Source organism: Mesobacillus thioparans (assembly GCF_965138835.1).
GTDB classification, from domain to species: domain Bacteria; phylum Bacillota; class Bacilli; order Bacillales; family Cytobacillaceae; genus Mesobacillus; species Mesobacillus thioparans.
Map to the genome: position 1 here is coordinate 618,549 of NZ_CBCSFH010000001.1, position 13,273 is coordinate 631,821.

13 protein-coding genes are annotated in these 13,273 nt (G+C 44.9%); 1 reads left to right on the plus strand and 12 read right to left on the minus strand.

Annotated elements, in window-relative coordinates; translation table 11 throughout:
- Window positions 1-33: 33 nt before the first annotated feature.
- From ACNAZ4_RS03185 to ACNAZ4_RS03230, 10 genes are all read right to left on the minus strand, one after another.
- Window positions 34-1,020 (minus strand): ABC transporter ATP-binding protein, encoded by a 987-nt coding sequence (locus ACNAZ4_RS03185; RefSeq protein WP_415812729.1) that lies wholly within the window; start codon window positions 1,018-1,020, stop codon window positions 34-36.
- Window positions 1,020-2,042, minus strand: a complete 1,023-nt coding sequence (locus ACNAZ4_RS03190) for an ABC transporter ATP-binding protein (RefSeq protein ID WP_415812730.1) — start codon at window positions 2,040-2,042, stop codon at window positions 1,020-1,022. Before ACNAZ4_RS03190 ends, ACNAZ4_RS03185 begins: the two co-directional genes overlap by 1 nt.
- Window positions 2,043-2,220: 178 nt before the next feature.
- A complete protein-coding gene (locus tag ACNAZ4_RS03195; protein WP_415812731.1) occupies window positions 2,221-2,979 on the minus strand; it encodes a DUF2268 domain-containing putative Zn-dependent protease in 759 nt (252 codons plus the stop codon).
- Window positions 2,980-3,178: 199 nt separating this feature from the next.
- Window positions 3,179-4,048 carry an oligopeptide ABC transporter permease gene (opp4C, locus tag ACNAZ4_RS03200; RefSeq protein WP_415813000.1) on the minus strand — a complete coding sequence of 290 codons (870 nt, stop codon included), beginning with the start codon at window positions 4,046-4,048 and terminating at the stop codon, window positions 3,179-3,181.
- Window positions 4,049-4,105: 57 nt separating this feature from the next.
- Window positions 4,106-5,056, minus strand: a complete 951-nt coding sequence (locus ACNAZ4_RS03205; protein ID WP_144474548.1) for an ABC transporter permease — start codon at window positions 5,054-5,056, stop codon at window positions 4,106-4,108.
- A 115-nt stretch (window positions 5,057-5,171) separates the two neighbouring features.
- Window positions 5,172-6,821 carry a peptide-binding protein gene (locus ACNAZ4_RS03210; protein ID WP_415812732.1) on the minus strand — a complete coding sequence of 550 codons (1,650 nt, stop codon included), beginning with the start codon at window positions 6,819-6,821 and terminating at the stop codon, window positions 5,172-5,174.
- An 83-nt stretch (window positions 6,822-6,904) separates the two neighbouring features.
- Window positions 6,905-7,927, minus strand: a complete 1,023-nt coding sequence (locus ACNAZ4_RS03215) for an ABC transporter ATP-binding protein (protein ID WP_415812733.1) — start codon at window positions 7,925-7,927, stop codon at window positions 6,905-6,907.
- Window positions 7,924-8,907, minus strand: a complete 984-nt coding sequence (locus ACNAZ4_RS03220) for an ABC transporter ATP-binding protein (protein WP_415812734.1) — start codon at window positions 8,905-8,907, stop codon at window positions 7,924-7,926. The genes ACNAZ4_RS03215 and ACNAZ4_RS03220 overlap by 4 nt, the downstream gene beginning before the upstream one ends.
- 303 nt (window positions 8,908-9,210) lie before the next feature.
- Window positions 9,211-10,452 carry a beta-ketoacyl-ACP synthase II gene (gene fabF, locus ACNAZ4_RS03225; protein WP_415813001.1) on the minus strand — a complete coding sequence of 414 codons (1,242 nt, stop codon included), beginning with the start codon at window positions 10,450-10,452 and terminating at the stop codon, window positions 9,211-9,213.
- A gap of 53 nt (window positions 10,453-10,505) precedes the next feature.
- The gene (locus ACNAZ4_RS03230) at window positions 10,506-11,438 is read right to left on the minus strand and encodes a beta-ketoacyl-ACP synthase III (protein ID WP_415812735.1); all 933 of its coding nucleotides are present in this window, start codon (window positions 11,436-11,438) and stop codon (window positions 10,506-10,508) included.
- 259 nt (window positions 11,439-11,697) lie between these two features.
- Here ACNAZ4_RS03230 and ACNAZ4_RS03235 point away from each other — a divergent pair, with 259 nt between their 5' ends.
- A complete protein-coding gene (locus ACNAZ4_RS03235) occupies window positions 11,698-12,009 on the plus strand; it encodes a hypothetical protein (protein WP_415812736.1) in 312 nt (103 codons plus the stop codon).
- A 26-nt stretch (window positions 12,010-12,035) separates the two neighbouring features.
- On the opposite strand, the gene ACNAZ4_RS03240 is transcribed toward ACNAZ4_RS03235, so the two are convergent.
- Together ACNAZ4_RS03240 and ACNAZ4_RS03245 are read right to left on the minus strand one after the other, a co-directional pair.
- Window positions 12,036-12,224, minus strand: coding sequence for a ComZ family protein (locus ACNAZ4_RS03240; RefSeq protein WP_213366099.1), 189 nt, complete (start codon window positions 12,222-12,224; stop codon window positions 12,036-12,038).
- A gap of 26 nt (window positions 12,225-12,250) precedes the next feature.
- The gene (locus ACNAZ4_RS03245; RefSeq protein WP_415812737.1) at window positions 12,251-13,201 is read right to left on the minus strand and encodes a BMP family ABC transporter substrate-binding protein; all 951 of its coding nucleotides are present in this window, start codon (window positions 13,199-13,201) and stop codon (window positions 12,251-12,253) included.
- Window positions 13,202-13,273 lie beyond the last annotated feature (72 nt).

The window sequence follows — 13,273 nt, forward strand, 5'->3', positions numbered from 1 at the left end:
CGTTTTTCTTTTATTTTTTGTAAAAATTATGCCCTAGTAAAGGTGGCAAGCAACTCGGTGTCCTGGCTTCACCTCCTTTAAAGCTGGCTTCACTTGGGAACACTCTGCCATCGCAGCCGGGCAGCGCGGGTGGAACGGACATCCTGTCGGCGGGTTCAGTGGGCTTGGCACGTCTCCCTCAAGAACGATCCTTTCTTTTTTCCTGCGCGGATCCGGCATTGGAATGGCTGAGATCAAAGCCTGGGTATATGGGTGGAGCGGCTCAGCATACATGCTGTTGCGGTCGGCAATTTCAACCATATTGCCGAGGTACATAACGCCGATCCGGTCACTCATATGTTTAACGACACTAAGGTCATGAGCGATGAATAAGAAAGTAAGATCGAATTCCTTCTGAAGTTCTTTCAAAAGATTGAGAACCTGGGATTGTACAGAAACGTCAAGGGCTGATACCGGCTCATCCGCAATGATGAGTTTGGGTCTCAACGCCAGCGCCCTGGCAATGCCGATCCTTTGTCTTTGTCCGCCGGAAAATTCGTGGGCGTATTTATAATAAGCATCTTCAGGAAGACCTACTTTGTTCAATAACTCCATTACTTCATCCTTCAAGTCCTTCATGCTGACATTCTTGAAGTTCCTGATAGGTTCGGAAACGATGTCCCCCACCATTTGCATTGGATTAAGCGAAGCATATGGATCCTGGAAAACCATTTGGATATCCTGGCGAATCGCCTGGAGAGTTTTGCCTCTGAGTTTGGTGATATCCTTTCCTTCAAAGAGGATTGCTCCCTCTGTGGCGTTCAGCAGGCGGATGATTGTCCTTCCTGTTGTTGATTTACCACAGCCTGATTCTCCTACAAGTCCAAGTGTTTCACCCTTCTTGATTTCAAATGATACATCATCGACTGCTTTGACATTGCCGATGGTACGTCTGAAGAAACCGCCTTTGACAGGATAGTAGGTTTTAAGATTCTTGATTTCCAGCAAATTCTCTTTATCTATCATAGTTGCATTGCTCATTATGCCTTGACTCCTTCTTTTGGCATACTTGCTTCATATAGAATGCACGCCACTTCATGACCTTGTTCAACCTCTCCAAGCTGTGGAGTGATGCTTGTACACTCTGGCATTGCTTTCGGGCAGCGGTTTGCAAATCGGCAACCGGTTGCCGGCATATTCTTAAGTGATGGTACAATCCCTTTGATTGAGCTCAATTCTTCCTTATCCTCATCCATTTTCGGAATTGCGCCCATCATCAGCTCAGTGTATGGATGCTTAGGGTTATAGAAAAGTGTGTCAACATCTGCCCGTTCAACGATCCTGCCCGCATACATAACGATAACCTCGTCACACATCTCTGCGACAACGCCAAGATCGTGCGTGATCATGATGACAGACATATCATTTACTTCCTGGATGCTCTTAAGCAACTCGAGTATCTGTGCCTGGACAGTAACATCCAATGCCGTGGTAGGCTCGTCCGCTATAAGAAGCTTAGGCTGGTTCGCAATCGCCATGGCGATCATGACCCTTTGTCTCATTCCTCCGGACAATTGATGCGGATACTCATCAACCAGTTTTTCAGGACGAGAAATGCCGACGCTCTTCAATAATGCTATGCTCTTTTGCCTTGCTTCCGCTTTGGAAATTTTCGTATGGTTGAACAAAACTTCCTGCAGCTGGAACCCAATCGTGAACACCGGATTCATCGATGTCATTGGTTCCTGGAAAATCATTGAGATATCACGGCCGCGAATTTTATTCATTTCTTTTTCGGACATCTTCTCAAGATGAACGCCTTCAAAAACAATTTCGCCTCCGCGGATCTTGCCAACTCCTTTAGGAAGAAGCTGCATGACTGAAAGACTCATTACTGACTTCCCGCACCCTGATTCGCCAACAACCCCGACAATCTGTCTTGGTTTGACAGCAAAACTCACCTTGTCTACAGCGTTATAAAACTCACCATCGATATTGAATGCTGTTTCCAGGTTTTTGACTTCCAACAAAGGTGCTTCATTATGTATTGAATAGTTGCTCATTGGGACACCTTCTCACATTTAAATAATAAAATATTCTGCAAATTCTATATATTTTAATAAAATGTTATTACAGATTTGTTACATTTGCAATACTTATTTTTCAATTGGGAAATTTAAAACTTTTCTAAATTAATAAAAAACCCTGAAATAACAGGGTTTTTTTGGGCTTAGTAAAATTTTAAAATTTTAGCAACTTTGTAAATTCCTTGGCAGGTGAGTAGAAGGATGCTTTATCAGTAAAATTTCCATGTTGCTTATATTGTTTTACAATTTCATATCCCATTGCATATCCTAGCAGTCTCGGCCTGCTTCCCAGCCCGAACAGGATTTGGTCATGTTCTCGGTCGCTCCGGGTTAATGACAGCTTTTTTTCAAGCTCTTCCTCCCAGAATCCAGCGAGGGTTTTTGTCGAATACCGCCTGCTCCAATCTCCTGTATATTCAAGACCGCAATGAGTTGCGACCGCATGTTCAGCCAGCCCTTCCAGGATGATTGAATCGAGCAGGGTGTATTCATCAGGACTTTTCTTTTGGGCCTGCATCCTGCACACATGATGATATTCGTGAACAAAGAGCGCCTCCAGTTCTTTCACATCTTCCAGTGGTGTCAGGAAAATGAACATTTTATCAATAAAAGATAAGCCTGACTTCCCTTTCCCTTCTTTCATCAATCTGGAATTCGAGACATCCATCGGGAAAATAAAAATCGGAATATCGGGACCCTTCCATTTCCTTTGATATTTACGGAAAATCTTTTCTGTTGCTGACCAGTACTTTTTTGCTTTTAATTCTTCAAAAGTCTTTTTGCTCCTGTGTTCTGGCTTGTACATGCCAAAGTTCTTCAAATAAGTGTAAATCTTTTTCGCATCAGCATCCCCTCCAAAATAAGCAAGGAGTTTCTCACAGATTATCTTAGGGCTGTTGAAGTCTTTTTCCAACCATTCGTCCGTCCTGACTACCCCATCTTACTCCCTCCGTAGAAATCAACTTTACAGCTATATTATGAAGTTCACAGCGAGCCGTTCTGGAATTCGCCTAAATAGCACCGAAAATTTTCCCAACAAAAAAACCAGGGGGAATCCTGGCTTTACTTGATCAAGCATGGTAATGAAATTTAAAAGGTTCAGCAGCCTCAAATCATTCGTTAATCTTCGGGTCAAGCGCATCCCTCATTCCATCCCCGACAAAGTTGAAGCATATGACAGTAAGCAGGATCATCAATCCCGGTGCCAATGGATACCACCATGATTTTAACAGGATAGTGAAATTCTGTGCGTCCTGCAGCATATTTCCCCAGCTGGCGTGCGGCGGCTGAATGCCAAGTCCCAGATAGCTCAGACCTGATTCTGCCAGGATTACATATCCTACTGCCAGAGTGGCCGAGACGATGATCGGGCCCATGGCATTGGGCAGGATATGAGAGAAAATGATCGTAGGCGTTTTTGTTCCTATTGTTTTGGATGCAAGGACAAATTCCCTCGACCTTAGGGAGAGGAATTCACCTCTGACTAACCTGGCAGTAGTTGTCCATCCCAGAAGCGCGAAGATTAATATCAGTTTATCCACTCCCGGTTTGAAAATCGTGACCAAGGTAATCAACAGGAATATGGATGGGATCGAAAGGATGATATCGACGAACCTCATAATCATCGCATCGACAATCCCGCCTACATAGCCAGCAACTGCTCCAAGAAAGGTGCCGATCGTAATCGATCCAAGTACGGATGCAAAGCCGACCAGCAGAGAGATTCTGGCACCATATAAGAGTCTGGAAAAAACATCCCTGCCAAACCTGTCAGTCCCAAGCCAGTGCTCACTGTTCGGCGCCTGCAATTTGATCAGCAGATTCTGTTTGGAAGGTGAAAACGGGGCAATAAATGGCGCTAATAGGGCAGCAGCAATGATGATGATCAGAAAAATGCCTCCAAAAACAGCAAGCTTGTTTTTCACAAATTTCCTGACAATGATCCCAAGCATTGTGTCATGCGAAGTGTTGACACCCTGCATTTCCAGACTGCCTGAAGAATTTCCAGCTAGATTTGGTTTTGCCATGTTTACCTCCCCTTAATACTCGATCCTTGGATCAAAAATTGCGTACAGGATATCCGCGATTAAATTCCCGATTACGACAAACACTGCTGAGATGACGGTCAGACCCATGATTACCGGATAATCCCGCTGGAATGCAGAATCCACAAACAACAAGCCAATCCCTGGCCAGGTAAAGATTTTTTCAACAATGACCGCTCCCCCAATGAAGGAAGGAATCATCAGTCCAAAAATGGTGATGACCGGGATCAGTCCATTTCGAAGCCCATGTTTATAGATGACTTTGTTTTCCTTGAAGCCTTTTGCTCTCGCAGTCCTCATATAATCCTGCTTGATCACTTCCATCATGCTTGACCTCGTATAACGTGTCAGTCCCGCCATATCTGCGGCTGCCAGAACAAATGCCGGCATGATTAAGTGGTGGATCCTGTCCCAGAGACTGAAAGGTGCATTCAGGGTCGCGACCCCTCCTGTCGGAAACCAATTATTCTGAACGGCAAAAACCATGATCAGAATCAAGCCGAGGAAAAAGTTTGGTGTTGCGACGCCGAGGAACGATGTAATCGTCACTGAATAGTCGAGCTTTGAATACGGTCTGGTAGCCGATATCACTCCAAATGGAATCGAAATCAGCAATGCAAGCAAGGTTGAAACGACCATTAACAGAATTGTATTCGGCATCCTGTTCATGATCATTTCTATTACAGGGACACCTTTGCGGATCAATGAAGTGCCAAAGTCCCCTTGAAGCATGGCTCCGAGCCACTTCAAATACTGGATATGGATAGGGTCATTGAGTCCGTATCTTTCCATGAACCTGGCCTTGTCCTCTGGGCTGATCGTCGGATCCATCATCAAGCTGGCAGGATCCCCGGGGGCCAGCTTCATGATGGCGAAAGAGACGATTGTAATCCCCAGCAGCAAAGGAATGGCCATCAGGATTCGGCGAATGATATAAGATAGCATAGCAATTCTCCTTTTGAAATTAAGAGATAATAAGAAAAGCGCAAGCGGCTTGTCAGCAAGTGATACTGAAAACCTGAAGGGGAAGGGACTCTCCCTTCCCCTTCCATCCTGATTCCTATTTTTTCAGCCACCATTTAGAGATTTCGTAAAAGTCATCCTTCGCGTGGAATACATAGCCTTCCAGATTAGCCGGCATGACCCTGTGGACATTTGGATAGTACAGGAATGTGTATGGCTGGTCTTCTGCCAGCATCTTATAGATTTCAGCATATGCTGCTTTGTATTCATCCTGGTCAAGGATCTGCTTCGCTTCTTCCATCAGCTTATCTGCCTTAGGATTTGAATACCATACGAAGTTCAAGCCTTTTTCCATCTGGCTAGAGTGGAAAATGTCATACTGATCCGGGAATGTCGACAAGCTCCAGCCAAGGACAAGCGCATCATAATTCCAGTTCGGAGCTGAAATTTGCTCGATGAACGCACTCCATTCAACGATTTCAGGCTTCGCTTCGATACCGACTTCCTTCAATTGCTCCTGAAGGACGACGACAATGTCTTCCCTTACCTTGTTACCCTGGTTTGTTTTTACCGTGAACGAGAATTTCTTGCCGTCCTTATCAAGGATCCCGTCACCATCTGTATCCTTCCAGCCTGCGTCAGCCAGTAAAGATTTTGCTTTCTCGACATCATATCCAAATTTCGGAACATCGTCATTGTATGCAAATGAAAGTGGACTTTCTGGAACATCAGCGACTTTACCGTCACCGTTCATGACAGAATTTACGATTGCTTCCCTGTCGATTGCGTGTGTAATGGCCTGACGGACTTTTTTATCTTTGAACAGGTCATTCTTCTGGTTGTATCCCAGATATGTGTAGGAAAGAGCAAGACCTGACTCAACCTTCACGCCCGGGAATGACTTGACTGTGTCAATGTCAGTTCCAGGCACACCAGCTGCAAAATGAATATCTCCAGCCTGGATTTGTGCGATCATGGCATCCATATCAGGAACGATTTTATAGGTGAGCGTATCAAGATAAGGGCGTCCTTTAAAGTAATCATCGAATGCTTCTACCTTTACATACTCTCCGTCTTTCCATTCAACGAATTTGAATGGACCAGTACCAATCGGCTTTTTCGTATTGAATTCATGTTCACCAAGCTCGGCTACAGGTACGTCTTTAAGGATGTGTTCAGGCAGGATATAGTAGCTCAGTGAAACCGGATAGAACGAAGCATCCTTCTTGTTCAGCTTGAACTCAACAGTATAATCATCAATTTTCTTGACTGATTCCATTGATTCGAAAGCTGAACCGCGCTCGCCATTATAGTCAGGGTCTTTCGGGATGCTGAAGGTGAACACGACGTCATCCGCAGTGAACTCCTCACCGTCATGCCATTTGATTCCCTTTTTCAATTTTGCTGTAAAGGTAAGCCCATCTTCAGAGATATCGATTGACTCAGCCATGCTCATCGTCGGATTGAATTCAGTATCAGAAGACACAAGGCTGTCATAAATGAACCCTTCGATGTCAGAGCTTGATGTATCAGTTGAATAAAGCGGGTTGAAAACGGTAGGCGCCCCTGTGGAACCAATGATTAAATCCCCACCCTGCTGCGGTCCGGAAGCTTCCTCTTCTTTTTTGCCATCATCTCCAGGAGTTTTTTTCGGATCCTCGGCTGAATTTCCAGTACACGCAGTAAGGAAAATCGACAGGATCAGGGTAAGACTGATTAATAACCATGAAGCTTTTCTTAATTTCACATCATTTCCCCCTTAAATTTTCACTAGTATTATAGACAAGCAGAAAGGTATTCCTATCTCCTCCCTTCAATCCTGAAGCTGCCCTATGTATATAAATGGCAGGCAACAAAATGATTGTTCTTGACTTCTTTGAATTCAGGATCCACCTGTCTGCACAGATCAAATGCAGCAGGACACCTTGTATGGAATACACACCCTTTGGGTGGATTCGATGGACTGGGAAGCTCGCCTTTCAGGATGATGCGCTCACGCTTCATGGCGCCTTTCTTTCTTGGAACCGGAACAGCTGACAGCAGTGCCTGTGTATAAGGGTGGAGCGGTTCTGAATAAAGGTCAGCTTTTGAAGCTAGTTCCATCATTTTGCCTAAATACATGACTCCAACCCTGTCACTAATATGCCTGACAACGCTCAGGTCATGGGAGATAAAAATATAAGTTAGCCCGAATTCTTCCTGAAGGTCCTCCATCAAATTGATGATCTGTGCCTGAATCGAGACGTCCAGGGCGGAAACCGCTTCATCAGCTATAATCAATTCCGGGTTCAATGCCAGTGTTCGGGCTATTCCGATTCTCTGGCGCTGACCTCCGGAAAATTCATGCGGATATCGATTGATAAAGGATGCATTGAGGCCTACCTTTTCCAATAAGCTCTCAACATGCTGATCCCTTTCTTTGTTTTTATACAGATGATGGGTATCGAGAGGTTCCCTGATGATCGACCTCAAGGTTTTCCTCGGATTAAGTGAAGCAAATGGATCCTGGAAGATCATCTGGATATTTTTGCGTACATCCCTTCTCAGGTCACTCTCTGAAAGATGGGAGATATCCTTGCCATTGAATATGATTTTGCCATCGGTAGGTTCATAGAGCCTGATAATCGTTCGGCCTACAGTCGATTTGCCACAGCCTGATTCTCCGACAATCCCAAGCGTCTCTCCTTTTTTCACCTTCAAATTTATTCCGTCAACTGCTTTTATATGACCAACTGTCTTTTGCATTAGTCCAGCTTTAATCGGGAAGTGTTTTTTTAAGTCCTGTAATTCAAGCAAGGTTTCGGAGCTATCTTCAGTGGTTTTGTCTACCAGTGATTCACTTGTTGAGATCATTTCTCCACCTCCTTGCTGTCATGTAGAAAGCACCTTACAGAACGAGTATTATATTTCTTGACAAGGCTTGGCATTTCACTGAAACAGCGCTCAAAAGCTTGCGGGCAACGAGGTGCGAAACGGCAGCCTTTTGGCAGTTTCTCTGGTGATGGCACATTTCCTTCTATAGATACAAGCCGTGCATGGTCTTCGTCTATTGAAGGTATGGAACCCATCAGGCCATCGGTATAGGGGTGAAGTGGATTTTCAAACAGATCCTCCACCATCGCTTCTTCCACAACCTGGCCTGCGTACATGACGACAACCCGGTCCGCGACTTCGGAAACCACCCCAAGGTCGTGGGTAATGATCAGGATCGAGGTATCGAACTTTGTGCTCAAATCCTTCATCAAGTCCAGGATTTGCGCCTGGATGGTTACGTCCAATGCTGTGGTCGGCTCATCCGCAATCAAAAGTTTTGGGTTGCAGCTCATGGCCATCGCAATCATCACCCGCTGGCGCATTCCTCCCGACAGCCGATGAGGATAATCATTGATGATTTCCTTAGCGCGGGAAAAACCAACGAGTTCCAGCATCTCGATCGCTTTCTGCCTGGCCATCGCCTGATTCAGTCCCTGATGGTATGTCAGGACTTCCGTGATTTGTTCTCCGATGGTAAGCACCGGATTCAGTGAAGTCATCGGTTCCTGAAAAATCATCGAAATATCATTGCCACGGATCTTGCACATCTCGTCCTCAGTGGCGTTCACAAGATCCTGGCCATCAAAATGGATCTGCCCGTCCACAATTTCCCCTGGCGGACTAGGAATCAATCGCATGATTGATAGAGATGTGATACTTTTTCCGGATCCCGACTCTCCAACAAGTGCGACAGTTTCACCTTTATTGATGACAAGGTCCACCCCGTCAACAGCGGGAATCATTGTCTTTTTCCTTTTAAAATAAGTTTTTAAATTCTTTAGCTCCAATAAGGCTGTCACGTTTCCTGCACACCGCCCATCTCAATGTTTTGATAGTGGAAAAATGGTCTATCGGCCTAAATAAAACATTCTGATAATTATTAATTATTAGAATGCAAGTGCTTTTATTACACTTTCATTACTTTTTTTAAAAGAAGCATTAAGTAGCTTTATTTCTTTATCAATGATATTAGGGAGATTTAAGCAATTTAGAATATGAAATAAAAGAGGGATGAGAGGACCGGATAGGATTTGGACAAAAAAAAGCAGAAACCCTGGATAGGATTTCTGCTTCTATTACGAGAGGGGTTGCCTCTGGTTTCATTAAGCTTCATATTTTCTGAATGCGATGGTTGCGTTATGTCCGCCAAAACCGAGCGAATTGCTGATTGCTGCGGTTACTTGCTGCCTGCGTGCGGTGTTTGGCACATAATCAAGGTCACACTCTGGATCTGGCGTTTCAAGGTTGATCGTCGGCGGAAGGATCCCATCCTTCAAAGCCAGGATGGTGAATATGGCTTCAATCCCTCCAGCAGCTCCCAGCAAGTGGCCGGTCATCGACTTTGTTGAACTGACTGCGAGCTTGTAAGCCTGTTCGCCAAAGACGGTCTTGATCGCCATTGTTTCATATTTATCATTATATTCAGTGCTTGTTCCATGTGCATTGATATAACCAACTTCTTCTGGTGCTAGCCCTGCATCATCAAGAGCCATTTTCATCGCTCTTGCGCCGCCTTCACCTTCTGGAGCTGGTGCGGTTATATGGTATGCATCCCCCGTTGCGCCGTAGCCGACGATTTCAGCATAGATTTTTGCTCCACGGGCCAATGCGTGCTCTAAATCCTCAAGGACGACAATTCCGGCGCCTTCACCCATGACAAAACCATCGCGGTCCTTATCGAACGGCCTGCTTGCATTCTGTGGATCTTGATTTGTCGATAAGGCCGTATTTGCACAGAATCCTGCAAAAGACATTTTTGTTATTGGTGCTTCTGCTCCGCCGGTTACCATTACATCAGCGTCACCGCGCTGGATGACCTTGAACGCATCACCAATCGAGTTTGTTCCAGTCGCACACGCTGTGACTGTACAGGAGTTGAAACCTCTTGCTCCAAGTGTGATTGATACCTGTCCTGTTGCCATATCAGGAATCATCATTGGCACGAAGAATGGGCTGACCCTGCGATACCCTCTATTCATGAATGTTTCATGCTGCTGCTCGAATGTTTCCATTCCGCCGATTCCAGATCCAATCCATACACCAACTCTTGGAGCAATTTCGTCGGTAATTTCCAGCTCCGCGTCTTTGACTGCCATCAAGGATGCAGCAACGGCATAATGTGTGAAGCGGTCCATCTTCCGGGCATCTTTCCGGTCAATGAAGTTTTCCACATTGAATTCTTTTACTTCCGCTGCGACCTTTGCCGGGAAATCATCGGCATTAAGCCTTGTGACCGGACCGATTCCCGATACACCTTCCAAAATATTTTTCCAGGTAGATTCTGCGTCATTGCCAAGAGGCGTAACAGCCCCGATTCCAGTAACTACGACTCTGCGTTTCTCCATCATTCATTGCATCTCCTTTATCTGATCTCTTATTTTAATTCGAGTTAATATGCTTACTTACCCCAACGCATGGCGATTGCTCCCCATGTCAAGCCGCCGCCAAAACCAACCATGACCACGACATCGCCTTCTTTGATTTTTCCTGCTTCCAGTTCTTCAAACAGTGAAATCGGAATTGAAGCGGCAGATGTATTGCCGTATTTATGGACTGTTTTTGACATCTTCTCAATCGGAAGCTCCAGCCGCTGGCGGGCCGCTTCCATAATTCTGATATTCGCCTGGTGGGGAATCAGGAAATCTACATCTTCTTTCGAAAGTCCCGCTTTTTCAAGGACATTGATGCTGCTCTCACCCATTTGCCTTACCGCAAACTTGAAGACTTCGCGGCCGTTCATCACGATATAGTCGTCCTGATACAGATATTTTCCGCCGGATCCGTCTGAACCCAATTCAAACGAAAGCACTCCTTTTCCGTCTGAAACCGGCCCCATCACCACAGCTCCGGCACCGTCTCCAAAAAGTACAGCAGTATTCCGGTCATTCCAGTCCGTGATCTTGGATAGTTTTTCAACACCTACTATTAAAGCATACTTATAAGTGCCCGCTTCGATAAATTGTTTTGCGGTTACCAACCCATACATGAATCCGGCGCATGCGGCACTCAAGTCCATTGCTGCAGCCTTTTTCGCACCAAGCTGGTCCTGGAGCATGCATGACACTGTTGGGAAAGGCTGATCAGGAGTTACTGTAGCGACCAAGATCAAGTCAAGTTCTTCAGCAGAAATACCCGCATTTTTAATAGCATCTGCTGCAGCACGATAAGCTAATTCCGATGTATCCATATCATCATTCGCGATTCTTCTTTCTTCAATCCCCGTCCTTGAGCGGATCCACTCATCCGAAGTGTCCATCGTTTTTTCCAAATCAAGGTTTGTTACAATATTCTCCGGTAAGTATCGCCCAACCCCAGTTATCCCTGCATTCATGGGACCCATCTCCTTTATCTTATGATTTCTGTCTATTTAACACCATTTAATTATTATCAATTATTATGACTTGGTACTAATTTTATCAGAAACTGCTCTCCTCCTGCAACTGAAAAATAAGAATTCCGCTTTTACCCAGTCCAGATGACTACATTCTTCATAGACTGACAGTGAGGACATTCCGTCTGAAAATAGCCACATGCCAGCCACCAGCTGCTGAATTTTACAAGGATAAAGAGAGAGAAAGGCGGGAACGAAAATGGAGGATGAAAGAGCAAGAGACCTGTTTGGTTTCAAGCTCAGAAGAAATGACCAAGAAGCCAGTGCGGGGTCTGGAGAGGAAATCGATCATTTTGACCGCTTCATGTTTGGCGGCCAGAGGGACATAGCAGAAAACAAAGACCACCCAGCTGAGCCTTCTTCCCCTTTAAGCAAGTACCTTGACCAGATTGATTTAGATGCAGTGATGTATCATGTTGATACCCTGATCACTTCAGCCAGGGATCTTAAGCCCCTGCTGGGCAAAGTAAAGCCTTTTTTTGACCAGATCATTGATAAAGATAAAAGCTGAGGCATGCCTCAGCTTTTAGTGTCATCTTATTCTTTTGCAGCGTCTGCTTTTCCCAGTTCATACGCTTCATTCATAACATTTGTGAATAAAGTGAAAAATGGCTGGAGATTGTCCATTGTCAACTCAATGCCTGCTTCCTGCAATTTCTGCTGCGCTTCTGGCAGGTATTTCATCGCAATCTGCATGAATTCCATTGTCTTGTCATTATTTTGCATGTTTCTTTGCCTCCTATAGTCTTGAATCATTGATTGGGTAATTTACCGGTGTTTTTATAAGTATTGATATAACTGTTCAGCTTCTTGCGGTAATCTGAATCGACCTCGGGGCTGAATTTCCCAAGGGTGATCACGCCGTCCTGAAAATCGAATGATAAATTGCCAGATTCAAGTTCGTCCTTATTGTACTTCTCAGCGGTTAATTCATACAAGTCGTCAACATGCTGAACGGTACTTGTCAGAACGGTCGACTTACCAAAATCGGATTGGTCAGAAATATAGCCAATTACATAAAAGCCGCTATCCTTCACTTTTTCTAAAACGGGAACATTAAAACCGTCCCCAGCAGGATAAATGACATCCGCTCCGTCGTTCAAAGCTTCGTCGAGATCATCGAGCGCTTTCTTTTCATCATCCCAGTGTCCAACATAGCGGATATCGACCTTCATATCCTTTTTTTCAAAAATGGCTCCATCATAAAAACCTTCGACTTCAGGCTGCCATTCATATGCTGCAATGATTGCGATATTGCCTGTTTTAGACATATGGCTTGCGACCATTCCTCCAAAAAAGCCCATGGCATATCCCTCAAAGTTCAGGCTCGTCGTGTTCTTCATTCTGGCATCGCCATTAAAACTGATGAAATGGATATCAGGATATTCCTCTGATATCTTATTGAAAAAGGCAGCATATTCATTGCCATGTCCATAGATCAGATTCACACCTTTACGGTCGAACTCCTTTACAGCTTCCTCCACTGCTTCTTGAGAGTTCATGCCTTCCTTGAAAAAAACATCAACCCCCAGACGGGTCTGGATTTGCAGAAGACCCCGATACCCCTTTGTCCCCCACACCTGATCATCAATAGTTTCAGGCACCAGCAGACCGACTTTCTTCACCTTCCCGGATGCAAGAGGTTGTCCGCATCCTCCAAGCAAAAGAAGGCTTAACAATATCAGCCCGAAACGTTTCAGCATCCGATGCATCTCCTTTTTGCGCCACTGTTCTATTTCTATATGATCCTGCAGTGTTCGCTTTATTAAAATGGA